Origin of the sequence: Cellulosimicrobium sp. SH8 (assembly GCF_025818875.1) — a bacterium.
Lineage (GTDB): Bacteria > Actinomycetota > Actinomycetes > Actinomycetales > Cellulomonadaceae > Cellulosimicrobium > Cellulosimicrobium cellulans_D.
Genome location: NZ_JAMXMH010000015.1, coordinates 87,316 through 112,460, shown reverse-complemented (window position 1 = coordinate 112,460; position 25,145 = coordinate 87,316). Strand labels below are relative to the sequence as shown.

17 protein-coding genes and 1 tRNA gene are annotated in these 25,145 nt (G+C 72.5%); 9 read left to right on the top strand and 9 right to left on the bottom strand.

All coding sequences use genetic code 11. The features are described from left to right. Positions 1-483: 483 nt before the first annotated feature. Positions 484-843, top strand: a complete 360-nt coding sequence (locus tag NF338_RS20035) for a DUF488 domain-containing protein (RefSeq protein ID WP_264032369.1) — start codon at positions 484-486, stop codon at positions 841-843. Here NF338_RS20035 and NF338_RS20030 read toward each other — a convergent pair. Further along, on the bottom strand, positions 816-1,928 hold the full coding sequence (locus tag NF338_RS20030; protein ID WP_264032368.1) for an acyltransferase family protein: 1,113 nt from the start codon (positions 1,926-1,928) through the stop codon (positions 816-818). The genes NF338_RS20035 and NF338_RS20030 overlap by 28 nt on opposite strands. A gap of 142 nt (positions 1,929-2,070) precedes the next feature. Between NF338_RS20030 and NF338_RS20025 the strand changes: the two genes are divergently transcribed. The 3 genes from NF338_RS20025 (at position 2,071) to NF338_RS20015 (ending at position 4,103) form a co-directional block, all read left to right on the top strand. Beyond that, on the top strand, positions 2,071-2,877 hold the full coding sequence (locus NF338_RS20025) for a DUF1206 domain-containing protein (protein ID WP_264032367.1): 807 nt from the start codon (positions 2,071-2,073) through the stop codon (positions 2,875-2,877). A gap of 68 nt (positions 2,878-2,945) precedes the next feature. After that, positions 2,946-3,431 carry a peptide deformylase gene (gene def / locus NF338_RS20020; RefSeq protein WP_087473029.1) on the top strand — a complete coding sequence of 162 codons (486 nt, stop codon included), beginning with the start codon at positions 2,946-2,948 and terminating at the stop codon, positions 3,429-3,431. A gap of 171 nt (positions 3,432-3,602) precedes the next feature. Next, positions 3,603-4,103 (top strand): DUF3145 domain-containing protein, encoded by a 501-nt coding sequence (locus NF338_RS20015; RefSeq protein ID WP_047233028.1) that lies wholly within the window; start codon positions 3,603-3,605, stop codon positions 4,101-4,103. Positions 4,104-4,186: 83 nt separating this feature from the next. On the opposite strand, the gene NF338_RS20010 is transcribed toward NF338_RS20015, so the two are convergent. From NF338_RS20010 to NF338_RS19985, 6 genes are all read right to left on the bottom strand, one after another. Next, positions 4,187-8,788 (bottom strand): choice-of-anchor G family protein, encoded by a 4,602-nt coding sequence (locus NF338_RS20010; RefSeq protein ID WP_264032366.1) that lies wholly within the window; start codon positions 8,786-8,788, stop codon positions 4,187-4,189. A gap of 326 nt (positions 8,789-9,114) precedes the next feature. Next, the gene (locus tag NF338_RS20005) at positions 9,115-10,359 is read right to left on the bottom strand and encodes a beta-ketoacyl-[acyl-carrier-protein] synthase family protein (RefSeq protein ID WP_264032365.1); all 1,245 of its coding nucleotides are present in this window, start codon (positions 10,357-10,359) and stop codon (positions 9,115-9,117) included. A gap of 96 nt (positions 10,360-10,455) precedes the next feature. After that, on the bottom strand, positions 10,456-10,704 hold the full coding sequence (locus NF338_RS20000) for an acyl carrier protein (protein WP_021482065.1): 249 nt from the start codon (positions 10,702-10,704) through the stop codon (positions 10,456-10,458). A 163-nt stretch (positions 10,705-10,867) separates the two neighbouring features. Beyond that, positions 10,868-11,875 carry a beta-ketoacyl-ACP synthase III gene (locus NF338_RS19995; protein WP_264032364.1) on the bottom strand — a complete coding sequence of 336 codons (1,008 nt, stop codon included), beginning with the start codon at positions 11,873-11,875 and terminating at the stop codon, positions 10,868-10,870. Continuing rightward, positions 11,872-12,861, bottom strand: coding sequence for an ACP S-malonyltransferase (locus tag NF338_RS19990; RefSeq protein ID WP_264032363.1), 990 nt, complete (start codon positions 12,859-12,861; stop codon positions 11,872-11,874). The genes NF338_RS19995 and NF338_RS19990 overlap by 4 nt, the downstream gene beginning before the upstream one ends. A gap of 131 nt (positions 12,862-12,992) precedes the next feature. Beyond that, positions 12,993-14,192: a PucR family transcriptional regulator gene (locus NF338_RS19985; protein WP_374059044.1), complete on the bottom strand. Its 1,200-nt coding sequence runs from the start codon at positions 14,190-14,192 to the stop codon at positions 12,993-12,995. 120 nt (positions 14,193-14,312) lie between these two features. Here NF338_RS19985 and NF338_RS19980 point away from each other — a divergent pair, with 120 nt between their 5' ends. Beyond that, positions 14,313-14,999: a hypothetical protein gene (locus tag NF338_RS19980; protein WP_264032362.1), complete on the top strand. Its 687-nt coding sequence runs from the start codon at positions 14,313-14,315 to the stop codon at positions 14,997-14,999. 125 nt (positions 15,000-15,124) lie between these two features. Here the strand turns inward: NF338_RS19980 and aceE are convergent, their stop codons facing one another. Then, positions 15,125-17,887, bottom strand: coding sequence for a pyruvate dehydrogenase (acetyl-transferring), homodimeric type (aceE, locus tag NF338_RS19975; protein ID WP_264032361.1), 2,763 nt, complete (start codon positions 17,885-17,887; stop codon positions 15,125-15,127). A 429-nt stretch (positions 17,888-18,316) separates the two neighbouring features. Between aceE and NF338_RS19970 the strand changes: the two genes are divergently transcribed. From NF338_RS19970 to NF338_RS19960, 3 genes are all read left to right on the top strand, one after another. Next, on the top strand, positions 18,317-18,730 hold the full coding sequence (locus tag NF338_RS19970; protein WP_087472398.1) for a DUF3052 domain-containing protein: 414 nt from the start codon (positions 18,317-18,319) through the stop codon (positions 18,728-18,730). Positions 18,731-18,737: 7 nt separating this feature from the next. Continuing rightward, positions 18,738-19,211 (top strand): peroxiredoxin, encoded by a 474-nt coding sequence (locus tag NF338_RS19965; protein ID WP_264032359.1) that lies wholly within the window; start codon positions 18,738-18,740, stop codon positions 19,209-19,211. A 121-nt stretch (positions 19,212-19,332) separates the two neighbouring features. Beyond that, positions 19,333-19,409, top strand: a tRNA-Val gene (locus tag NF338_RS19960). 196 nt (positions 19,410-19,605) lie between these two features. On the opposite strand, the gene NF338_RS19955 is transcribed toward NF338_RS19960, so the two are convergent. Beyond that, entirely contained in the window at positions 19,606-21,078 is a 1,473-nt protein-coding gene (locus NF338_RS19955; RefSeq protein WP_264032358.1) for an NAD(P)-binding protein, read from the bottom strand. A gap of 255 nt (positions 21,079-21,333) precedes the next feature. Between NF338_RS19955 and NF338_RS19950 the strand changes: the two genes are divergently transcribed. After that, positions 21,334-25,062, top strand: a complete 3,729-nt coding sequence (locus tag NF338_RS19950; RefSeq protein ID WP_264032357.1) for a DUF4132 domain-containing protein — start codon at positions 21,334-21,336, stop codon at positions 25,060-25,062. The last annotated feature ends 83 nt before the right edge of the window (positions 25,063-25,145 follow it).

Sequence of the window (25,145 nt, the reverse complement as noted above, 5' to 3'; positions counted from 1 at the left end):
CTTCTTAGGCACAACGACATCCTTCCAGCAGGACCTCGTCCCGCAGATGGAGTGTCAACCGTTCCTGCAGCAGTCCCCGACCTTGATGCCGGGCAACTCTCCGACGCGCGCGCTTGGCCAGTCACCCAGGCGGGTGAGCGCCGAAGCCACTCGGCGACCCCGGTGGGGGTCAGGAGTTCGTCTGCCACGCAGCGACTCTAGTCCGCGGAGGGAGAGTCGTGAGGGCATCCAAGTATCGCCCTCCAAGGTCAACGCTTACCCAGCGAAATGGACGGCAGGCAGGTGTGACAGATGGCATGGAGCCGTCGGACAGACTTGCCTTTTGGCCTGCGCAAAGAGATCGATCGGGACTCAACGCGAACGTGACGGAACATGTGGCTCCGGAATCTCTCGGTCGCGGGTTCAAGTCCTGCACGGGGCACCATCGGGGTGACGGTCCGTCCTGCGGATGCGGTGCGCCCGGCCCAGGGGTGTCATGGCGTCATGACGATCCGGATCAAGCGCGTGTACGAGCCGGCTGAGGACGGCGACGGGTTCCGCGTGCTCGTCGACCGGTTGTGGCCGCGCGGCGAGAGCAAAGAGAAGGCGCACGTGGGTCTCTGGCTCAAGGAGGTCGCGCCGTCCACCGAGCTGCGGCGGTGGTTCCACCACGAGGAGCCGCTGTTCGACGAGTTCGCCGAGCGGTACCGGGCCGAGCTCGACGCGAACGGCGACGCGGTGGGTGAGCTGCGGGACGTCGTCGGGCAGCACCCTGTGGTGACGCTCGTGTACGGGGCGCGCGACGAGGAGCACAACCAGGCCGTCGTGCTGCGGGACTACCTGGCCGCGACCGGCTCGTCCTGACGGGCGGGGACGTGCCCGCTCGGGCGGGCGCGGTCGCGCCGGAGGTTGCGGTCGAGGGCGCGGCGCAGCCGCGGGCCGAGCGGACGCTCGACGGCGCGGTGGACAACCCAGGCGAGCGCGAGGCACGCGGTGACCGCGACGGCGAGCGTCGCGGCCCGGGGCAGGTACGGGTGCACCGACTCGATCACCCACCGCCCCCACGACGCGTGCACGAGGTAGAGCGGGTAGGTGAGCGCGCCCAGCGCGGTGAGCCAGCCCCACGAGACTCGCGCGAGCGGGGTCAGCGTCGCGACGGCGACGACGGCGAAGCACAGGACGATGGCGACCCACCCGACGGCGGGGGACACGACGACGTCGGTGCTGTTCTCGATGCGGGCCGCCTGGATCCGGCCCGACACGGCGGCCGCGAGGACGACGTCGAGGGTGAGCGCGAGCCAGAGGACCGGTGACCGGCGCTCCCGCGTGAGCAGGTAGAGCACCATCCCGCCGGCGAAGAGCGGGGCGTCGGGCGCGACGAGGACGGTCGCGACGAGGTCGGAGCCCGTCTGCGTGGCGATCGCCCCCGCGACGGGCCATAGCACGACGAACGCGAGCACCCGTGCCCGGGTGAGGCCGACGGCGACGAGCAGGCCGACGAGGACGTAGAACCGCAGCTCCGACCAGAGCGTCCAGTAGACCGCCTCGAGGTCGGGGATCCCGAACGCGCGCTGGACCATGGTGAGGTTGGCGGCCGCCTGCGGGAGGTCGACGTCGCGCCGGCCAGGGATCACGAGGACGAGCAGGGCGAGCGTGAGGAGCACGGCGGCCCAGTACGCGGGGAACAGCCGGCCGGCTCGCGAGGCGACGAAGCCGCGGACGTCGCGGCCCCAGGCCGTCGTGAGGATGACGAAGCCGCTGACCACGAAGAAGAGCTGGACGCCGAACGAGCCGTACGCGGCGACGCCCTGCACGCCCGGCAGGGAGTCGCTCGTCCGCTCGCCCCACGCGTGGTGGTTGACGGCGACGAAGTGGTAGACGAGCACTGCCGCAGCGGCGGTGAACCGGAGTCCGTCGAGCACGGCGAGGCGCGGGTTCGTCGTGGGCATTCGAGGCACGTTACCAAACCGTGATCTGAGCTTCCCGGGGTCGGCGCTCGGCGTGCGTGCGGGGCGCGGTGCTGGCACTGTGTCCGGGCCGGAGAACCCGGCGGCGCGCTGGGGGCGGCGTCCCGACGACCGAGGAGGTCCAGTGGCACCGAGCATCAGCTCGACGGGCAAGGCGGCGGCACGCGGCGCGCGGGGCAGCAGGCTGCTCGAGATCCTCGCCCGTGCCGGGTACGCCGTGAGTGGCCTGCTCCACCTCGTGGTCGGGGTGCTCGCCGTGCAGGTGGCGACCGGTTCGACGTCGAGCGAGCAGGCGGACCAGACCGGCGCGCTCACCGCCATCGCGCAGACGCCGGGCGGGACCGTCCTGCTCTGGTTCGCCGTCGTGGCGTTCGCCGCGCTGGCGCTGTGGCAGGTCACCGTGGCGATCAGCGGCGCCGCCGAGACGTCCGACCGGCTCAAGGCCGCCGGCAAGGCGGTGCTCTACCTGGCGCTCGGCGTGCTCGCCGTGCAGGTCGTGAACGGGTCCGCGGGCGGCTCCGGCCAGGAGGAGAGCATGACGGCGACGCTCATGCAGAAGCCGGGCGGCGTGCTCCTCGTGGGTGCCGTCGGCGTCGGGATCGTCGCAGCAGGCGTGTATCACGTGGTCAAGGGCTGGCGGAAGAAGTTCCTCGAGGACCTCGAGGGCGGCACGGGCGGGAACGTCGGTCGCGCCGTCGTGACGCTCGGCCGGGTGGGCTACGTCGCCAAGGGGGTCGCGCTCGGCGTGCTCGGTGCGCTCTTCGTCGTGGCAGCCGTGCAGCACGACCCCGAGCAGGCAGGAGGTCTCGACGCCGCGTTCGCGACGCTCGCGGCCCAGCCGTTCGGCGCGGTGCTGCTCGTCGCCGTCGGGCTCGGCTTCGCCGCGTACGGGCTCTACTCCTTCGCTCGCGCCCGGTACGCCCGCATGTGACGCGGGCCCCAGGCTCGCGGGTCGTGGACCCGGCGGTCCGTCGTCGTGCGCATGGAAGAATGGCGTCCATGGCGATGAGAGAGATCCGGACCATCCCGGACCCCGTGCTCCGCACCCCCTGCGACGAGATCACCACCATCGACGACCGTGTGCGCTCGCTCGTCGCGGATCTCGTCGAGACCGTCGACCACGAGGGCCGCGCGGGACTCGCCGCCAACCAGATCGGCGTGAACCTCCGGGCGTTCTCGTGGAACATCGACGACGAGATCGGGTACGTGCTCAACCCGCGCATCGTCGAGCTCTCCGACGACTACCAGGACGGCGACGAGGGCTGCCTCTCCGTCCCCAACCTCTGGTACCCGACGCGGCGCGCCTGGTACGCGCGGGTCGTGGGGACGGACCTCGACGGCAACGAGGTCGTCGTCGAGGGCACGGAGCTCATGGCGCGCTGCCTGCAGCACGAGTGCGACCACCTCGACGGGATGCTGTACCTGGACCGGCTCGACCGGTCCGTGCGCAAGAAGGCGATGCGGGAGCTGCGCGAGCACCTGTGACGACGCACGGCGCCTGACGACCTCCGGGCTCGCCCGGTGAATCTGTCGCGCGAACGCGCAGGATCGTGCAAGATGGGCACGAGACACGCCGCGACGTACCCGTGACGTGCTGTGGAACCACCCTCGGTGAGGACGTTGGGGAAGACGCAACCTCGACCTAGGGAGGCAGACATGGCCGGTGCCATCACCCGCGGTGTTCTTTACGTGCACTCAGCACCGCGTGCTCTGTGCCCGCACATGGAGTGGGCCGCGGGCAACGTCCTCGGCGTGCGCGTGTCGCTCGACTGGACCGAGCAGCCCGCCGCGCGCGGCCTCTACCGGGCCGAGTACTCGTGGCAGGGCCCGCAGGGCACAGGTGCCAAGCTCGCCTCCGCGCTGCGCGGCTGGTCCCACCTGCGCTACGAGGTCACCGAGGAGCCCAGCCACGGGGTCGACGGCGGCCGGTGGTCGCACACTCCCGACCTCGGCATCTTCTACGCCCAGACCGACGTGCACGGCAACATCGTGGTCCCGGAGGACCGGATCCGCGCCGCGCTGGAGCAGGTGAGCGAGCCCTGGGCCATGCGTGACGCCCTCCACCTCGCCCTCGGCAAGGCGTGGGACGACGAGCTCGAGCCGTTCCGCTACGCCGGTGCCGGCGCCCCGGTGCGCTGGCTCCACCGCGTCGGCTGACGCCGCGCGTCCACCGCCCCCCCACGACACGACCGAGGGCGCCTGCCGGGAGATCCCGGCAGGCGCCCTCGGTCGTGGTGCGCCTAGCCCGCGCGGCGTGCGCGGTGCGCGCGCAGGCGGACGACGGCACCGGTGGCCACGAGCAGCAGCGCCGCGACCAGGAACAGGCCCAGGTCGTCGGTGCCGGTCCGGGCGAGGTAGTCCGACCCGCTCCCGTTGCCCGCGTTGGTGGAACCGGAGCCAGAGCCGGAGCCGGAGCTGCCCGGTCCGTCGCCGCCCGTGGGCGTGAGGTAGACCTCGAACGACGCGACCGTGGAGTCGCCGACGTCGACGCTCGTCGCCGTGCCCGTGTGCGGGCCGACCTCGAAGTCGGCCGGGACGACGAACGTCCAGCTCACCTGGCCGCTCGCGTCGGCGGTCGCCACCGGCAGGATCAGCGGCTCCGAGTTGATGACGGCCTGGACCGACTCGCCCGGCTCGAAGCCCGACGCGACGAACGTCTGCTCCGCGCCGCGCAGCACGCGCGGCGTGACGAACGACGAGACCAGGGCGCGGTCACCAGCGTCGACGACCGCGAGCGGCGCCTCCGCCTCGTTCCCGGCGTCGTCGGACGCGTGCACGGTGTAGTCACCCGGCGTCGCGTCCTCGGGGACCGTGATCGGGGTGGCGAAGCTCCCCTCCTCGTCGGTCTCGACGTCGACCGTGGCGACGATGTCGCCGTCCTCGTCCACGAGCTCGACCGTGACCGTGGTGCTCGGCGGCCAGCCCTCACCCGTCACCGTGACCTCGTCGCCGGGGCTCGCCGTGGTCGGGTCGACCGTGACGGTCGGCTCGGACACCCCGACGCCCCCGACGGCGAGCGGGGCTTCCGCTTCGGTGGAGGTGGTGTCGTCGATGCCGACGACGGTGTAGTCGCCGGGGGTGGTGCCCTCGGGGACGGTGATCGGTGTCGTGAACGACCCGTCGCCGTCGGTCGGGACGTCCTCGACGGTGGCGATGACGGTGCCCGAGCCGTCGCGGATCTCGACGGTGACCGTGGCGTCCGGGGTGTAGCCCGTGCCGTCGACGGTGACCTCGTCACCGGGGTTGGCGGTCGTCGGGTCGACAGTGATCGTCGGCTCGATCGCGGCTGCCTCCACCGTCAAGGGCGTCTCGGCTTCGGTGGAGGTGGTGTCGTCGATGCCGACGACGGTGTAGTCGCCCGGTGTCGTATCGACGGGGACGGTGATGGGGCTGGTGAAGCGGCCGTCGCCGTCGGTGGGGACGTCGGTGAGCGTGGCGACGACGGTGCCGCTCGTGTCCCGGACCTCGACCGTGACCGTCGAGTCGGGCGTGTAGCCGGTGCCCGTGACGGTCGTCGGCGTGCCCGCCGGGACGGTCGTCGGGTCAACCGTGACGGCCGGGGTGAGGGCGGCTGCCTCGACGGTGAGCGGGGTCTCCGCCTCGGTGGAGGTGGTGTCGTCGATGCCGACGACGGTGTAGTCGCCGGGTGTGGTGTCCTCGGGGACGGTGATCGGCGTGATGAACCCGCCGTCGCCGTCCGTCGGGACGTTCTCGACGGTGGCGATCACGGTGCCGGAGCCGTCGCGGATCTCGACGGTCACGGTCGAGTCGGGGGTGTAGCCGGTCCCGTCGACGGTGACCGCGTCGCCGGGGTTCGCGGTGGTCGGGTCGACGGTGATGGTCGGCTCGATGGCAGCTGCCTCGACGGTGAGCGGGGTCTCCGCTTCGGTGGTCGTGGTGTCGTCGATGCCGACGACGGTGTAGTCGCCGGGGGTGGTGTCCGCGGGGACGGTGATGGGCGTCGTGAAGCCGCCGTCGCCGTCGGTCGGGACGTCGGTGAGCGTGGCGACGACGGTGCCGCTCGTGTCCCGGACCTCGACCGTGACCGTCGAGTCGGGCGTGTACCCCGTGCCCGTCACGGTCGTCGGCGTGCCCGCGGGCACCGTCGTGGGGTCGACCGTCACCGCCGGGGTGATGGCGGCTGCCTCGATGGTGAGCGGGGTCTCGGCCTCGGTGGAGGTGGTGTCGTCGATGCCGACGACGGTGTAGTCGCCGGGGATGGTGCCCGCGGGGACGGTGATCGGGGTGGTGAAGTTCCCGTCGCCGTCGGTGGGGACGTCGCCCAGGGTGGCGACAACCGCTCCGCTCTCGTCGCGGATCTCGACGGTGACGGTCGAGTCGGGGGTGTAGCCCGTGCCGTCGACGGTGACCGCGTTACCGGGGTTGGCGGTGGTCGGGTCGACCGTCACGGCGGGCGTGAGCGCAGCCGCCGTCACGGCGAGAGCCGTCTCGGCCTCAGTGGAGGTGGTGTCGTCGATGCCGACGACGGTGTAGTCGCCCGGGACGGTGTCCGCGGGGATGGTGATGGGGGTGGTGAAACCGCCTTCGGCGTCGGTGGGGACGTCGGTCAGCGTCGCGATGACCGTGCCGGTCGTGTCTCGCGCCTCGACCGTGACCGTCGAGTCGGGCGTGTACCCCGTGCCCGTCACGGTCGTCGGCGTGCCCGCGGGCACCGTCGTGGGGTCGACCGTCACCGCCGGGGTGATGGCGGCTGCCTCGATGGTGAGCGGGGTCTCCGCCTCGGTGGAGGTGGTGTCGTCGATGCCGACGACGGTGTAGTCGCCGGGGGTGGTGCCCGCGGGGACGGTGACGGGCGTGGTGAACCCGCCGTCGCCGTCGGTGGGGACGTTCTCGACGGTGGCGATCACGGTGCCGGAGCCGTCGCGGATCTCGACGGTCACGGTCGAGTCGGGGGTGTAGCCCGTGCCGTCGACGGTGACCGCGTTACCGGGGTTGGCGGTGGTCGGGTCGACCGTCACGGCGGGCGTGAGCGCAGCCGCCGTCACGGCGAGAGCCGTCTCGGCCTCGGTGGAGGTGGTGTCGTCGATGCCGACGACGGCGTAGTCGCCCGGGACGGTGTCCACGGGGACGGTGAGGGGAGTGGTGAAACCGCCGTCGGCGTCGGTGGGGACGTCGGTCAGGGTGGTGATGACGGTGCCCTCGCCGTCGCGGATCTCGACCGTGACCGTGGAGTCCGGCGTGTAGCCGGTGCCGGTGACGGTCGTCGGCGTGCCCGCCGGGACGGTGGTCGGGTCGACGGTCACCGCGGGGGTGATCGCCGCGACCGTCGAGCCACGGACGGTCGCGGAGGCGAGGTGAAGCTCCGCGAGCCCGGTGCCCGTCCCGACCTCCAGGATCGACAGCGTCAGCGCCCGCTGCGTGAACGTGGCGTCGGCGACGGACGGCTCGGGCTCCTGGACGTTGACGACGAGGCTCACGACCTCCGTGAGGATCTCGAAGACCGGCGAGAGCGCGGTGAGCACGGGACCGGTGACCTCCGACGTGATCGTCCCGGCGAGCGTGCTCACCAGTCCGGTCCCGTCGGCGAACAGCACGGTGTTGAGCGGACCGGCCAGAGCGCTGACGAGGTCGCCCAGCGGGAGCGTGAGCGGCACGCCGGTGAGCGCGATGGTGATGGTGGCGTCAGCGGGGTCGACGGTCCCGTCGACCACGTCGCCGACGGTCGTGTCGAGGTCGATGGTCAGGTTGAGGAGGTCCGGTGCGAGGGGGATCGGGTTGTCGACGACGGCCTCGACCGACAGTGTCAGGCTCGCGGCGTGCAAGGCCGTGTCGACCGCTCCGACGAGCGCTGTCGTGAGGTCGTCGAGGGCCGCGCTGAGCCCGTCAAGGATCGCGTTGATCGCGGCGTCGTCGAGGACCTCGGTGTTGGGGTCGAACCCGTTCAGCGACCCGGTGCCGCCGAGGATCGTGTCGAGGTCGACCGTCACGGTCCCGTCGCCGACGTTGATCACGACGCCTTCGTCGCCGAAGTCCTGGTCGAGCACGGGCGCCAGGGCGCCGTCGAGGTCGACGTCGATCGCGACCGTAGGCTCGAGGTCCCCGCCGAGGACGGTCAGAACCTGGGCGAGCGCTCCGATCCCGTTCAGCGCCTGGGCCAGCAGTCCGTCGGTCCCGACGAGCTGTCCGACGGCGCCGTCCACGAGCGGGACGACCTCGTCGTCGACCGTCGTGGCGATCCCCGAGACGGCCGGGCTGTCGAGCGTGAGCGTCGCACCGGCGATCTGGTAGTCACCGGTCGGTGCCGCGCCGCCTGTCGCCTCCGCCGTCGCAGACAGCGCGCCGAGCGACAGGTCGAGGTCCGCGACGACCGACTCGAAGCCGGGGCCGAGGAGCTGCGTGAGGTTGAGCTGCGCGTCGGACGGGAACTCCTCGCTGCCGCCGACCGAGATCGCGCCCTGGTCCGAGACCGCACCCGACGCGGCCCGTGCGGAGCCGTCGTCGTTCGCCTCGCCGTACTGGTTGACCGCACCGAGCTGCAGGATCCCGTTCGGACCCAGCAGCTGCAGCGTGCCCGTCAGGTCGATCCCGAGCGCCTGGAAGACCGTGGCGGCCAGGGGGTTCGTGACGACCGGGTTCGCCCCGGACGGGTTCTCGGCCACGGCGCCTTCGAGCGCCGCGATCGTCGCGAGGTCGAGCCCGGCGACGGTGCCGCTGAGGAACTGCCCACTGCCCTCCGAGTCGTCCGTCGGTGCGGCGGTCGCGGCGATCCCTCCCGCGAAGGTCAGGGCGCCGACGACGCCCCCTACGGCCGCGAGCGCCGCCGCTCGCCTCCAGAGGGGAGGTGGTGCCTGGGTGGAGAGATGTCTCGCCGTTCGGGTCACGTGCCCTGTCCTTCCGCTCGCCTGCCTCGAGGTCGTGATGTGGCAGGCGCCACATCACGCCCACAGGCTCGGCGATGGGACGGAGGCGTGCTCGACGGGTGACAGGGGGCGCGGGGTGAAACCCGACGCGCCGCGGCAGGCCGGGGTGCTGCGTCCGGATTTGGCGCTCCTTGTCCGGACAAAAGGGATGGGTGAAATCGCAACGATCTGGACGATCGTCCATCTCAGGAGTCGAGACCTCAGCGTTCGGATCGTCCGGCCTGGACGCACGAGAGCCCCGGAGCGACGGCTGCTCGGCCGTCGCCCGGGGCTCTCGGACAGGCTGGTCAGACGCTCGCGACCGCGAGCGCGACGTTGTGGCCGCCGAACCCGAACGAGTTGTTCACCGCGACGATGTCGCCGGACGGCAGCGGAGCCGGGGTGTCGCGCACGAGCGGCACCTGGAGCTCCGGGTCGGGGTTCGCGACGTTGATCGTCGGGGGAGCGAGGCGCTCGGCGACCGCCTTGATGGTGAAGATCGACTCCAGCGCGCCTGCGCCACCGAGGAGGTGGCCGGTCATGGACTTGGTCGCCGACAGCAGCACGTGGTCCGTGTCGGGGCCCAGGAGCGAGCGGATCGACCGGGTCTCCGTGAGGTCGCCCACCTTGGTCGAGGTCGCGTGCGCGTTGACGTGCACGACGTCGCGCCCGGTCACCCCGGCCTCCTCGATCGCACGGCGCATCGCGGCGACCTGGCCGCGACCGTCCGGGTCGGGAGACGTGATGTGGTACGCGTCGGAGGACAGGCCGACGCCGGCGAGCCGCGCGTACACGCGGGCGCCGCGCGCGGCGGCGTGCTCCGCGCTCTCCAGGACGACGACGCCCGAGCCCTCGCCGATGACGAAGCCGTCGCGGTCGACGTCGTAGGGGCGCGACGCGCCCTGCGGGTCGTCGTTGCGCAGCGAGAGCGTGCGCGAGGCGGCGAAGGCCGCGATCGGCATGGGGTGGATCGTCGCCTCGGTGCCGCCCGCGACGACGATGTCCGCGCGGCCCGCGCGGATCATGTCGACGCCGTAGCCGATCGCCTCGGCGCCGGACGCGCACGCCGAGACGAGCGCGTGGGCGCCCGCGCGGGCGCCGAGCTCGAGCGACACGTAGGCGGTGGGGGAGTTGGGCATGAGCATGGGCACGGTCATGGGGAGCATGCGGCGCGCGCCGCGCTCGCGCAGCGTGTCCCAGCCGTCCAGCGTGGTCCAGATGCCGCCGATCCCGGACGACACGACGGTGCCGAGCCGGTCGCCGTCGACCTCGGGGCTGCCCGCGTCGGCCCACGCCTCGCGCGCGGCGATGATGGCGTACTGCGTGGACGGGTCCATGCGCTTGATCTCGGGTCGCGCGAGGACCTCGGCGGGGTCCACCTTGAGGGTCGCGGCGAACGTCACCGGGATCTCGTAGCGCTCCGCCCAGTCGTTGTCGAGGGTGCGGGCGCCGGACTCGCCGGCGAGCGCCGCGGCCCAGGTCGAGGGCACGTCGCCGCCGAGCGGCGTGGTGGCGCCGAGGCCGGTGACGACGACTTCAGTAGCGGCGGACATGGTGCTCCTCGGGTGGGGTTCTGGGGCGGGAGGACGGGCGGGCCGGCGTGGGTGACGCCGACCCGCCCGCAGGCCTGCGGGGCAGGCGGGGCGTGCTCAGGCCTGGGCGCCCGTGATGAAGGACACGGCGTCGCCGACCGTGGTGAGGTTCTTGACCTCGTCGTCCGGGATGCGGACTCCGAACTTGTCCTCGGCGTGCGTGACGATCGTCATCATCGACAGCGAGTCGATGTCGAGGTCGTCGGTAAAGGACTTCTCGAGCGCGACGGCGTCGGTCGGCAGACCCGTCTCCTCGGCGACGATCTCCGCGAGGCCGGCGAGGACTTCCTGCTCGGTGTAAGCCATGGTTTCTCCTTGTCGTGGGGCCGGCGGCGACCGGTCCCGGTGGTGTTGCCCGGTGGGTGTGCCGGGCGGTACAGCGGTAGACGGTGCGTGCGACGGACGGGTCCGCCGACGGCGTGGGTCCTCCCGCGGGGGAGGGCGGCCGTCCGTCCAGGGTGATTCTCCCTTACGGCAGGACGACCACCTGCGCCGCGTAGACCAGCCCGGCGCCGAACCCGATCTGGAGCGCGAGGTCGCCGGAGCGGACCTGGCCCTCGTCGAGCAGACGCCGCGTGGCGAGCGGGATCGAGGCGGCCGACGTGTTGCCGGTCTCCGCGATGTCGCGGGCCACCGCGACGGTGTCGGGGAGCTGGAGCTGCTTGATCATCTGGTCGATGATGCGCATGTTCGCCTGGTGCGGGACGAACGCGCCGATGTCGCCGGGGGCGACCCCGGCCTCGGCCATGGCCTTGGCCGCGACGGGCGCCATCTGGAACGCGGCCCACTTGAACACGCTCTGCCCGTCCTGGCGCAGCGTGGGCCAGCCGAGCGAGGGGTCCTCGCGCAGGTCCGACCAGGCGTGCGTCTGGCGGATCGCCTGGGCCTTGCCGCCGTCGGACCCCCACACCGTGGGGCCGATGCCCGGGGTGTCCGAGGGGCCGACGATCGCGGCGCCCGCACCGTCGCCGAGGAGGAACGAGATCGACCGGTCCGTCGGGTCGATGAAGTCGCTCATCTTCTCGGCGCCGACGACGAGAACGTGCGTCGCGGTGCCGGCGCGCACGAGCGCGTCGGCCTGCGCGATCGCGTACGCGTACCCGGCGCACGCGGCGGAGACGTCGAACGCGGCGGCGGGCGTGGCGCCCAGACGCTCGGCGAGCACCGCGGCGGCCGCGGGCGTCTGGTGGAAGTACGTGACCGTGGAGACGATGACGGCGTCGATGTCCGATCCCTGGAGCCCCGCCCGGGTGAGCGCGTCGCGCGCCGCCGCCTCGGACAGGTCGAGCACGTCGACGTCGGCCCCGGCGCGACGGCGCGTCACGATCCCGGTGCGCTGGCGGATCCACTCGTCGGACGAGTCGATCGGCCCGGCGATGTCGTCGTTCGTGACGACGTTCTCGCCCCGCACGCCCCCGATCGCGAGGATCCGCGAGAACGCCGGGCCGGTGGCCTGGCGCAGCGTCACGCCGCTCACGCGTCGTCGCCCGGGGCGGGCGCGCCGCCCACGACGGAGTGGCGGGCGATCAGGTCGCGGGCAGCCTCGACGTCGTCGGGCGACTTCACGGCCACGGACTCCACGCCCTTGAGCGTGCGGCGCGCGAGGCCCGTGAGGACTCCGCCGGGCGCGAGCTCGAGGATCGCGGTGACGCCGAGCTCCGCGAGCGTCTCCTGGCACAGGTCCCAGCGCACGGGCGCGGCGATCTGCGCGGTGAGGCGCCGGACGACGTCGCGCGCCTTGCCGGACGTGCTGCCCTCGATGTCGATGGTCGCGTACGACTCGCCGTCGGCGTTCGAGAGGAACGGCAGGCGCGGGTCGGCGACGTCCCACGACGCGGCCACGGGCTCGAACGCCTCGAGCGCGGGCTGCATGAACGGCGTGTGGAACGCGCCGGCGACCTGGAGCGGGATGACGCGCGCCTTGGCGGGCGGGTTCTCGGCGAGGGCCGCGAGGTGGTCGAGCGCGCCGGCGGCGACGACCTGGCCGCCGCCGTTGACGTTCGCGGGCCACAGGTGCGCGGCCTCGATCGCGGCGAGGACCTCCTCGGGGTCGCCCCCGACGACCGCGCTCATGCCGGTCGGCGTCGCGGCGGCGGCCGCGGCCATGGCACGCGCGCGGTGCGCGACGAGCCCGACCGCGCCGACGTCGGTCAGCGCGCCCGCGACCGCCGCGGCGGCGAGCTCGCCCACCGAGTGGCCCGCGGTGACGTCGACGACGTCCGCGGTGTCCCGGCCGTCGAGGATCGACCGCAGCGCGACGAGCGACGACGCGACGATGAGCGGCTGGGCGACCGCGGTGTCACGGATCGTGTCGGCGTCGGACTCCGTCCCGTGCGCGCGCAGGTCGAGGCTCGCGGCCTCGCCGAACGCGCCGACCTGGTCGGCGACGCCGGGCAGCTCGAGCCAGGGGGCGAGCATTCCGGGGGACTGGGAGCCCTGTCCAGGGCACAAGACGGCGAGCACCCGTCAACTGTGCCGTCCCGGGGCTCGCGTGCCACGTCACGACCCGCACCAACCTTGCGGAGGGTGATTGTGTCGAACCTACAAGCGCGCCGAGAGCGGGCGCGTCCGCCGGTCTCCGCGCACGAGCGGGCTCAGCGCGTCGTGGAGAGCTGCCCGAGCGCGAGCGCGACCTGCAGGACGAACGACTCGCGCGCGTCGAGCGGGTCCCACCCGGTGATCTCGGAGACCTTGCGCAGGCGGTAGCGCACCGTGTTGGGGTGCACGTACAGCGAGCGTGCGGCTGCCTCGAGCGACCGGCCCGTCCCCAGGTAGGCCGACAACGTCTCGAGCACGGACCCCGTCGCCTCCGCCAGGGGCCGGTACGCCTGCGCGACGAGCGTGCGGCGCGCGGTCGTGTCGCCCGTGAGCACGCGCTCCGGCAGCAGGTCGTCGGCGAGGACCGGGCGCGGCGCCTGGGGCCACGCCGGCGCGGCCCGCAGGCCCGCGAGCGCGGCCTGGGCCGAGCGCGCCGCCTCCTCCAGGCCCGGGACGGTCGGGCCGATGACGACGGGACCGGGCCCGAACCGGGGCAGGAGCGAGGCCGCCGCGGCCTGCAGGTCGCCCTCGCCGCCGAGCACGAGGACGAGGCGGTCGCCGTGGATGCCCACGAGCGCGTCGCCCGCCGCGCGGCGCGTCGCGCGCCGCAGCTCGGCCGTGCGCACCTCGTCGAGCGTCGAGGCGATCGTCCCGGCCATGACCAGGGTCGGGCCGTGGCCGCCCCAGCCGAGAGCCGAGACGCGCGAGCGGAGCGAGTCGTCGCCGTCGCCGCGGATCAGCGCGTCGACGACGAGGGCCTCGAGGCGCGCGTCCCACGCGCCGCGCACCTCCGCGGCGCGCGCGTAGACCTCGGCGGCGGAGAACGCGACCTCGCGCGAGTAGCGCAGGACCGCCTCCCGCAGGTCGCGCTCGCCCCCGGGGGCCGCGAGCTGGTCGGAGTACGCCTCCACGACCTCGACGACGATGCGGACGAGCTGGAGCGTGTTCTGCAGCGAGATCGAGCGCGTCAGCTCCGGCGGCGCCGCCGCGAAGATGTCGCTCACGCCGTGCGGCGGCGCCAGCGGGTCCGCGTACCAGGTGACGAACGCCGTGATGCCGGACTGCGCCACGAGCCCCACGTACGAGCGGTCCTCGGCCGGCAGCTCGCGGTACCACGGGATCTCGTCGTCCAGGCGTCGCAGCGCGGCCGACATGAGCAGGCCGCTCCCGTCGCGCAGGCGCTGGAGGTTGTCCGCGTTGCCCGTCGGGCCGCTCGGGGCGGACGCGCTCGCGGGCGTCCTGGGGGTGGCCGTCACGCGCCGAGCATACGGTCCGTGCTTGTGGACAGTCCACAAATGCGCTCGTGCGCACGAGGCCCGACGGCGCCCGACCCGGGCCGCTGGGTGAGCGTCCGGACGACCCGCTAGGGTCGGGACATGGCCCTCATGCCCCGACTCCGACAGCTCATGCGTCGGCCGACGTCCGCGTCGACCGTCGGCACGCGCCGCCCGCGGTCCGGGGAGAAGCGCGGGGACACGGTCCACGAGGACGCGCTGCGGGCGATGCTCGTCGACGACCCCAACGACGAGCGCGCGTTCCGGGCGCTCGCCGAGCTGGTCCGGCGCCGCGCCGCCGAGGGCCCGGCCACCGACGACCCGCTCGCCGCGCCCGTGGACGACACGGAGAAGCAGCGCGCCGCCGACCTCGCGGTCTGGGCGCTCGCGGAGGAGCTCGCCGGGCACCCCAAGGGGTGGTACCCCCTGGTCGAGCTCGGGCGCCTGTCCCTCGAGGACGACCAGGAGGCCGCGCTGCGCCGGTTCGCGACGGCCGCCGAGCGCGACCCGTCGGGGCGTGCGCTCGCGCAGTCGATGGAGGTGCTGCGCACGGCGGGCCTGCCGGTCGAGGCGCTGGGCCTGGGCGTCGGGCACTGGCGCGCGCGCGAGCACGAGCCCGAGGTCGGGCGCCAGCTCGTCCTCGCGGCGATCGACGCCGACCGTCCCCTCGAGGCGCGGCACCATCTCGAGTCGCTCGTCGAGTACGGCGACCCCCAGGGCGTGGCGTCCTTGCGCGCGGACCTCGAGCGCACCGTCGCGCAGGCCGAGCAGCACCGCGCCGGGACCTGACCGACGCCCGGGCGGGGACGGGGGCGCGACCGCCGCCCGCCGCCGGGCCGCCCACCTTCCCGTACGACGACGGCCGGCCACCCCGCGGGGTGACCGGCCGTCGTCGTGCTACCGAGCGGGGGCCGTCAGGCCTCGCCGCCGGCGTTGCCGGACGTGCCGGCGGTGACGTCCATGAGGCGGTACTTCTCGATCGCCTGGGCGGACGCGTCCGCGGGGACCTTGCCCTGCTTGGCGAGCGCCTGCAGCGTGCGCACGACGACGGACGGGCCGTCGATCTTGAAGTGCCGGCGGGCCGCCGCGCGCGTGTCCGAGAACCCGAAGCCGTCGGCGCCGAGCACCTCGTAGTCGCCCGGGACCCACTTGCGGATCTGGTCGGGGACGAGGTGGTCGTAGTCGCTCGTCGCGACGAACGGGCCCTCGGCCCCGGACAGCTTCTCGGTCACGTACGCGACGCGCGGCTCGGCGGCCGGGTCGAGGAACGCGGCCTGGTCGGCGGCGAGGCCGTCGCGGCGCAGCTCGTTCCAGCTCGTCACGCTCCACACGTCGGCCGCCACGCCCCAGTCGTCGTGGAGGAGCTGCTGCGCCTCCAGCGCCCACGGCACGCCCACGCCCGAGGCGAGGATCTGGGCGCGCGGCCCGTCGCCCTCGCCGACGGAGATGCGGTGGATGCCCTTGAGGATGCCCTCGACGTCCACGTCGTCCGGCTCGGCCGGCTGGACCATCGGCTCGTTGTACACCGTGAGGTAGTACATGACGTTCTGGTCGCGCCCGTCCGCGCCGACGCCGTGCTCGCCGGGGCCGAACATGCGCTCGATGCCGTCGCGCACGATGTGGCGGATCTCGTACCCGTAGGCCGGGTCGTACTGGACCATGGCCGTGTTCGTGCCCGCGATGAGCGGCGAGTGGCCGTCGGCGTGCTGCAGGCCCTCGCCGGTCAGCGTCGTGCGGCCCGCGGTCGCCCCGACGATGAACCCGCGGGTGAGCTGGTCGCCCGCCGCCCAGAACTGGTCGCCCGTGCGCTGGAAGCCGAACATCGAGTAGAAGATGTAGAACGGCACCATGATCTCGCCCTGCGTGGCGTAGGACGTGCCGACCGCCTGGAACGCGGACGCGGAACCGGCCTCGTTGATGCCGGTGTGCATGATCTGGCCGGCCTCGGACTCCTTGTAGCTCAGCATGAGCTCGCGGTCCACGGCGAGGTAGTGCTGGCCCTGGGTGTTGAAGATCTTCGCCGACGGGAAGATCGAGTCCAGGCCGAACGTGCGCGCCTCGTCGGGGATGATCGGCACGATGCGCTTGCCGAACTCCTTGTCCTTGATGAGGTCCTTGAGGAGCCGGACGAACGCCATCGTGGTGGCGATCTCCTGCTGGCCCGAGCCCTTCTTGAGGATCTCGTAGGACTTGTCGCCCGGCAGCGTGATCGGCTTGGGCGACGAGCGGCGCTCGGGGACGAACCCGCCGAGCTGCTGACGACGGCCGAGGAGGTACTGGATCTCCGGCGCGTCGGGGCCCGGGTGGTAGTACGGGGGCTCGTACGGGTTGGCGTCGAGCTCCTCGTCCGTGATCGGGATGCGCAGCGAGTCGCGCAGCGTCTTGAGGTCGGCGAGGCCGACCTTCTTCATCTGGTGGGTCGCGTTGCGCCCGGCGAACGTCGAGCCGAGGCCGTAGCCCTTGACCGTGTGCGCGAGGATCACGGTCGGCTGGCCCGTGTGGGCGCGTGCCGCCGCGTACGCCGCGTAGATCTTGCGGTAGTCGTGGCCGCCGCGCTTGAGGTTCCAGATGTCGTCGTCGGTCATGTTCTCGACGAGCTGCTTGGTCCGCGGGTCGCGGCCGAAGAAGTGCTCGCGGATGAACGCGCCGGACTCCGCACGGTACGTCTGGTAGTCGCCGTCGGGCGTGACGTTCATGAGGTTGACCAGGGCGCGGTCCTTGTCCGCGTTGAGCAGGACGTCCCACTCACGGCCCCAGATGACCTTGATGACGTTCCAGCCCGCACCCCGGAACTGCGCCTCGAGCTCCTGGATGATCTTGCCGTTGCCGCGCACCGGGCCGTCGAGGCGCTGCAGGTTGCAGTTCACGACGAACGTCAGGTTGTCGAGCTGCTGCTGCGCCGCGAGCTGGAGCATGCCGCGCGACTCGGGCTCGTCCATCTCGCCGTCGCCGAGGAACGCCCACACGTCCTGCTGCTCCGTGTCACGGATCCCGCGGTTGTGCAGGTACTTGTCTGTCCACGCCTGGTAGATCGCGCTCGCCGGGCCGAGGCCCATGGAGACCGTGGGGTACTCCCAGAAGTCGGGCATGAGGCGCGGGTGCGGGTACGACGGCAGGCCGCCGCCCGCGTGCGACTTCTCCTGGCGGAACCCGTCGAGCTGGTCCGCCGAGAGGCGGCCCTCGAGGAACGCGCGCGCGTACACGCCGGGGGAGGCGTGGCCCTGGAAGTAGACCTGGTCGCCGCCGCCGGGGTGGTCCTTGCCGCGGAAGAAGTGGTTGAGGCCCACCTCGTACAGCGTCGCCACCGACGCGTAGGAGGAGATGTGGCCGCCGACGCCGATGCCGGGGCGCTGCGCGCGCGTCACCATGACGGCCGCGTTCCAGCGGATCCACGAGCGGTAGCGGCGCTCGAGCGCCTCGTCGCCGGGGAAGTAGGGCTCCTCGTGCACACCGATCGTGTTCACGTAGGGCGTGGTGAAGGAGGTCGGGACGGCGACGTTGCGCTCCCGGGCCCTCTTGAGCAGGTTCAGCAGGACGTAGCGGGCGCGCGGGCCCCCGCGGTCGTCGATCAGGCCGTCGAGGGCCTCGACCCACTCGCCGGTCTCGGCGGGGTCGAAGTCCGGAACCTGGCTGAGCAGACCGTTGATCAGCGGTCCGGTCTCGTCGTACGAAGCCACCAGCAACCTCATATCTCGTCGGATGCCGGGCGCACGGCCGCGCGGTACACGGCCGACACCCGTCTTGGGGCCACTCCGGGCACGCGGCCGCGGCCGCTGGTGGCGACCGCGCCTCTTCACGAGACCAGGGTGGTCTACCCATTGTGTTCACAACGCGCGCGTAAGTCACACCATCGGGTGGTCAAGAGGGCGTGATTTCGGCGACACGGCCTCGCAGGGAGGCTTCCCGGCGTCGTGCGGGTACGGTGCCCGACGACGGGCCGGGTGCCACGTACCGGACCGGGCGTCCGTGGCGGGACCTTGCCAAGCAACGGATCCTCCGGTGGGCTACCTTTGCCAGACACGGCAGGTCGTCGTGCGCGTGGGCGTCCGCCCGTGCGCAGGGCCCGCCGCACGGACGCACAGGACGAGGAAAGGAACGACACGACAGTGACCGAGACCGCAGGACCCATCGGGGCGGACCGCCTGGGGTTCGCGCCCGGCAACGTGGTGCAGGAGTTCGGCTGGTCGGAGGACGTCGACGACGACCTGCGCGGTGAGCTCGAGCAGCTCGTCGGCGGCGAGCTCGTGGACGAGGACTACGACGACGTCACCGACGGCGTGATCGTCTGGTACCGCGAGGACGACGGCGACCTCACCGACCTGCTCGTGGACGTCCAGACCGTGCTCGACGACGGCGGCCTCATCTGGGTGCTCACGCCCAAGCCGGGCCGGTCGGGGCACGTGGGCCACAACGACATCCAGGAGGCCGCGACCACGGCCGGGCTGCACGCGACGAGCACGTTCGCCATCGCGCCCGACTGGTCCGCGACGAAGCTCGGGACCCGTGGCCGCGGTCGCTGACGAGGGTGTGACGGCAGTCCGGGCCGCGCCGCCCGGGCCGGGCGACCCCGCACCCGACTTCACGCTGCCCGACACGCACGGCACCCCCGTCCACCTCGCCGACCTGCGCGGCGGGCCGGTGCTCCTCGTGTTCTACCCGTTCGCGTTCTCCGGGATCTGCACGGGCGAGCTCTGCGAGCTGCGCGACAACCTCGAGGACTTCGAGGCCGCCGGCGTCACGCTGCTGGGCATCTCGTGCGACTCGGTCTTCACGCAGAAGGCGTGGGCGGCCCAAGAGGGCTTCGAGTTCGACCTCCTCTCCGACTTCTGGCCCCACGGCGACGTCGCCCGGGCCTACGGCGTGCTGGACGAGGAGAACGGCCTCGCGCTGCGCGGCTCGTTCCTGCTCGACGCCGACGGGATCGTGCGCTGGTCCGTCGTCAACCCGCGCGGGCAGCGTCGCGACCTCGACGGCTACCGGCGAGCGCTGGAACAGCTCTGACGCGGTGCGCCGCTGCGATGACCGAGGCGGAGTGGCCGACGGCGGTCTTCGCGTGCGCCGTCACGACCCGGCGTGGCCGGTGGTGGGGTGCGCACCCGGTAGGCTGTGCTCCGCTGTTCCGGGGCCTGTAGCTCAGTTGGTTAGAGCGCCACGCTTACACCGTGGATGTCGGGGGTTCGAGTCCCTCCGGGCCCACCACCAGGAGTCGCGCCTGGCCGCATGCTCGTGGCCGTCGGCGTCCGGGACGGTCCGACATCGACGCTCGTGAGGTGTGCGCGTCACGCCACGGTCCTCGCGAGCGACAGCGCCTTCGATGTCGAACGTACTCGGCCATGGAGCGGAACCGTTGACGTCGCTTGTGAGACGGACGGGGCTGTCGGCCACCGCGCCGTGGTCAGCGGCGGATGCTCATCACGCGAGTGTTCAGGGTGATGTTCATGGCGCGCTTCGTGACCATCTGGTCCCAGACGTCCTCCCAGCCGTTCTGCCAGGCCGTGACGCCGCTCGTGCAGCCGAACGGTTGTGCGATGTCCGGCGTGATCCACACGAGACCGTAGTACGCGGGGATCTTGTCGAGATCGCCATATCCCTGCACCTGGTAGGCGTACATCAGATACCCCTTCAGCACGCCCATGCCGTTGTCGTCGAGGAACTGCGCAAAGGTCTTCGAGAAGACTCCGTAGGGGTCGCCGGCCGGCCTCGAGGTCGGCATGACACCGTCGATCGTGCCGAAGATCTCGAGGCGCAGGCCCACGTAGAACAAGGCGGCTTCGAGGAGCTTGAGGTACGCGGCATCTTGCTTCGCCGTGCTGCACGGCCACCCGAACCCCAGCGACTGACAAGCGACCATGAGCCCGTAGTCGCTGAAAGCCATGACCTTCTCGTTCGGCGGCGCGCCGACGACGATGCCGCGTTCGGACCCATGGGCTACGGGTACGCGCGCGTTGCCGACAGTGAACTCCGAGAGCGCTTGTGCCATCTCGTCGTACGCCGGTGACAGATAGCACGTGCCGAGCTCCGCGATGGACGTGCCGCCCTGGTCCGGCACCTGCAGCGAGTGCGTCTTGCCTGCGAAGCGGTTCGTGGACTCCAGCAGCGAGACGTCGGTGAAACCCTCGTCGATGAAACGCTGCGCGAAGAGAAGACCGCTCACACCCGCGCCGATGACCACGATGGTGCTGTCCTTGGGGGCCGCGAGCAGCTGGGGCCTCGCTGCGAGCAGCATGTTCAGGTAGGACCAGCAGTGCAGGACCGACTCGAAGCACGTCGACGCGTGGACGTACACGGTGTCGTTCATGCCCTGGATGCTGAGCCATCGCCATGGTGCCCCGGCGCCGAGCGCGGCGGCGGGGAACTGGTTGAAGTAGGGCGTGAACAACGGGTTCACGGCCGGGTGGACTGCGCCGTCCTGATGCTCCTCGACCTGCACGATCTCGTACCGGCCAGGCTGGAACGGCCACCACGACGGCGGATCGTCCAGGAATGCGCTGCGCTGTGCGGCGAGCGCCCCAGGATCCGATGTGCCGTTGATCCCGACCATCTGATACGTCGTGACGATGTTGGTCGTGGCGCTGTTCGCGGCCGGAAGGCCCCACTGCTTCGCCGTTTCGTTGCGGTACCCCTGCACGAGGCCCGACTGCGACTCGACGACGTCGGGAGCGAGGATGACGACCCGGTCTTGCGTCGTGCGCGGGTAGACACGGAGGCACGTCGTGTAGAAAGTAAAGTTGCGGAGCGCGTCCAGCAGCGGCTTCTCCTGAGGGGTAAAGTCCATGACCGGCTCGAGACCGCGTGGATCGCAGGCGATCACGAGAAGATCGGGATTGACGACGACGCGCTTTCCGTCGGTCTGGTACACCAGTTCCATGGATACCACCCCCCTCAGGTGACGCTAGCACCGGCTCGGAATTCTGGCGCGTGAAGCTGTCCTGACCCTTCGCGGTGTTCTTCGACGGCCCGTATCGCCGACCCGCGCAGCCCGGCGTTCCCCGATGCCAAGGCTTCCTCCCGACGCCGGTCGGCGACCCCTCGGTGTCGGGCCTCGCGCCGGCCCGGCCCCGTGTCGGCGCCCGCCTCTAGCATCGGCCGCACCAGCAGCGACGACGTGACGGTGAGGTAGAGGGTGCTCGAGAAGGTCAAGGGTCTGTTCCGGCGCGACGAGGAGCCGGCGGGAGGTGGCCGTCCGAGCGCTCGGCTCGTCGACGCGCTGAAGGTTCTCGCGGTCGAGTCGTCGGGGCTCGCGGACCGCGCGGTCGCGTACGTGCACCGGGGCGAGGGCCCCGAGGTGCTGCTGGAGCTCGAGGCGCTGCGAGGCGGTGACGTGGAGGTGCTGCTGGGGCGGCCGGGCCAGTCGGGGATCTACTCGTGGACGACGCCTGCGCAGGACGACCGGCTGAAGGCCGCCGTGCCGGGCTGGACCTCCGCGAAGGCCGTCACTGCCCGGTCCAACCTCTACACGCTGAGCGACTCGGTGACGATCCCCGAGCTCGTGCGGCTCGGCCGGGTGCTCAGCGCGGTGTCGTCGGAGGTCGACCGCGAGCGCCCCACCGACCCGCGCTGGCTCACGGTGCTGGTCAACGACATGTCGCGGCGCGCGAACGAGCGCCGCAAGGGCAAGAACGGCAAGCAGACGCCCGACCGCTGGACGCCGGACCTGCTGGTGGCGCTCGCGGTCGAGGGTGGCGTGCCGGAGGCCGACGCGACGGCGGTCGTGCTGCGCGAGCTCTTCGAGCGTCCGACGTCGTCAGGCTGGGCCTCGCGGCACCTCGGCCCGGCGCTCCTCGGCTCCCCGGCGCGCGACTTCGTGGTCGCGCACGTCGACGTCGCGACCGAGGCGCTGCCGGGCGTGAGCGCGGCCGGCCGGACGGAGCTGGTCGAGCTCGTGGCGTCCGACGCTGCGGCGACGGCCGCGCTCGCCCCGCTCCTGGCTCGGCTCGCGGCGGACACGAGCAAGGGCGTGCGCGAGGCGGCGGTGGCCGCCGTCGCGCAGCTCTCGGGGGAGCGCCAGCGCGAGATCCTCACCCCGCTCCTCACAACCCTCGCGCCGTCCCGGCTCGGGACGGTCGTGGCGCGCCTCGCGCAGGTCGACGGCGGGCTGGCCGACCTCGAGCAGGCCGCCGAGCAGTCGACCGGGGCGCGCGCGACGCTCCTGCGCGACACCGTCGAGCGTGCGCGCGTGCTCGACGCCGCGCGGGACGACGAGCCCGAGATCGACGTCCCGCCGTTCGAGCCGTTGCCGGAGACGGTGCTCGGCGACGAGTTCGTGCAGGCCGCGCGGGCCGCGATCGACACCGCCCTCGAGCGCGCCCGCGCGGAGCTGGCGGCGCACCCCGGCAAGAAGGACGACGACGGGTGGCCGCGGTGGCGTCGCCAGGCTGTCGAGCAGGACCTCAAGGAGCTGCCGGGCATCTCCGACGAGGACCTCCGGGTCTTCGCCGCGTTCCTGTCCGGGACGAGCACGCGCCGTCCCGGCGGCGTCGCGATGCGCCGGCTGTCCGCACCCGGGCTCTTCTCGCGTCTGCCCGGCATCTCCCTCCTGCACCGGCTGCGGCTGCAGGCCAACGAGGCGCGCGGCCACAGCGAGCGGTTCGGCTGGTACCGGCTGAACGACGGCGACATGCTCGACGTCGACCTGCGTGTCCTCGACGAGGCGTTGCGGCGCATCGATCGCGACGACGCCGAGGCGCTGATCGACGAGCTGTACTTCTCCACGTGGTGGGCCATGGACACGGTGACGCCCGAGAACGCGTGGCCGTACTACGCGGGGCGGCTCGACCGGCTCGCCGCGGCGCTCGACGACCGCGAGCGCACCTACGGCACGACGAAGCCCGCACGGGCGCTCGCGGTGCTCGCGCAGCTCCCGCACGTACCGCGCCGGTTCCTGCCGCGGCTGACCGAGCTCGCGCTCGGCGAGGGCCGCACCTACCGCGCGACGGCGCAGGCGGCACTGAGCACGCACCCGGGCGTGCGGGGCCTGGCCGAGCAGGGGCTCGGCAACGGCCGGTCCGAGGTGCGCCGCACCGCCGCGGAGTGGCTGGCCCGGCTCGGCGACGCCGACGCGGTGCCTGCCCTGCGGGCCGCGCTCGCGAAGGAGCGCAACGAGGTCGTCCGTGCGGCGCTCCTCACGTCGCTCGAGAGCCTCGGCGAGGACATCTCGGTCGACCTCGCTCCTGCGGCGCTGCTTGCCGAGGCGACCAAGGGCCTGCGCGCCAAGGCCCCGGTGAGCATGGCCTGGTTCGACCTGGGTGCCCTGCCGGCCGCGCGCTGGGCGGCAGACGGCTCGCCGGTGGACCCGACGATCCTGCGCTGGTGGGTCGTGCTCGCGGTCAAGCTCAAGGACCCGAGCGGCGCGGGGCTGCTCGACCGCTACCTCTCCCTCCTCCGGGAGGAGGACCGTGCGCGTCTCGGCAGCCACGTGCTGGCCGCGTGGGTCGCGCAGGACACGCGCAACCCGTCGGCGCAGGAGAGCGACGCGCACGCGACGGCGGGCGCGCAGCAGCGGTACGACCAGTACCAGGCGTGGGCCAAGCGCTCGCCCGAGTACTACTCGGTCGAGGCGTCCAAGTCGGTCGAGGATCACCACCGCGACCTGTACCGCGAGCACCAGTCGACCTACCTCGGCTCGGCGGTCAAGGACAAGGGGATGCTTGCGCTCACGGTCGCGATGCCGGGCGGCGAGCTCGCCGCGACGTTCCAGCGCTACGCCAAGGCGCACATCGGCCGCCGGGCGCAGACCGAGGCGCTCGTCCAGGCGCTCGCGGCGAACGGTCAGTCGGCCGCGATCCAGGAGCTGCTCGCGGTCTCGCGACGCTTCCGGCAGGCGACCGTGCAGGAGACCGCGCAGCGGCTCGCCGCCGAGCTCGCGGACCGGCGCGGCTGGACGGCAGACCAGCTCGCGGACCGGACGGTCCAGACGGCGGGCTTCGAGGACGACGGCCTGCTCCACCTCGACCTCGGGTCGCGCGAGTACGTCGGGCGCATCACGCCCGCGTTCACGCTCGAGCTCACGAGCGACGCGGGCAAGGTCGTCAAGGCGCTCCCGGCCGCGCGGGCGCAGGACGACCCGGAGCTCGTCTCGGCCGCGAAGAAGCAGCTCACGGCGAGCCGCAAGGAGCTCAAGGCCGTCGTCGCGCTCCAGACGCAGCGGCTCTACGAGGCGATGTGCGTGGGCCGCACCTGGACGGCGCAGGAGTGGCAGGAGTACCTGCTCGGCCACCCCGTGATGTCCCGGCTCGTCGAGCGGCTCGTCTGGGTCGAGAACCCCGGGACGGACGACGCCCGCCCGTTCCGTCCCGACGGCGGTGCGCTCCTCGACGCGGACGACGAGGACGTCGAGCTCGGCGAGGAGTCGACGGTCGCGCTCGCGCACGCTGTGCTGCTCGGCCCGGACGTCACGGCCGCGTGGTCGGCGCACCTCGCGGACTACGAGGTCACGCCGCTCTTCGCGCAGCTCGACGTCACGACGCCCGACGTCGCTGCCGGCGCGACGGCGATCGACGACCACAAGGGCTGGTTCTCCGACAGCTTCTCCATCCGCGGGCGCGCGACCAAGCGCGGCTACACGCGCTCGCAGGCCGAGGACGCCGGGTGGTTCAGCGCGTACACCAAGTCGTTCGCGAGTGCGGGGGTCGTGGTGCAGATCGAGTTCACGGGGTCGTTCGTCCCGGAGGAGAACATCGCGGCCGCGGTGACGGCGCTGACGTTCGAGCGCACAGGTCGAGTGTCGGGCCGGGGGACCGCGCGCATCGCGGACCTGCCTCCCGTGCTCGTCGCCGAGGCGTACCGGGACTACGTCGCCGTCGCCGAGGCAGGCGCGTTCGACCCCGACTGGGAGCGCAAGAGCCAGTACTGACCGTGCCCGTCGGTCCGCACGAGGACCGACCGGCACGGAGCGGCACGGGAGCGGTGCGGTGCTGGGACCCGGCGCCGCACCGC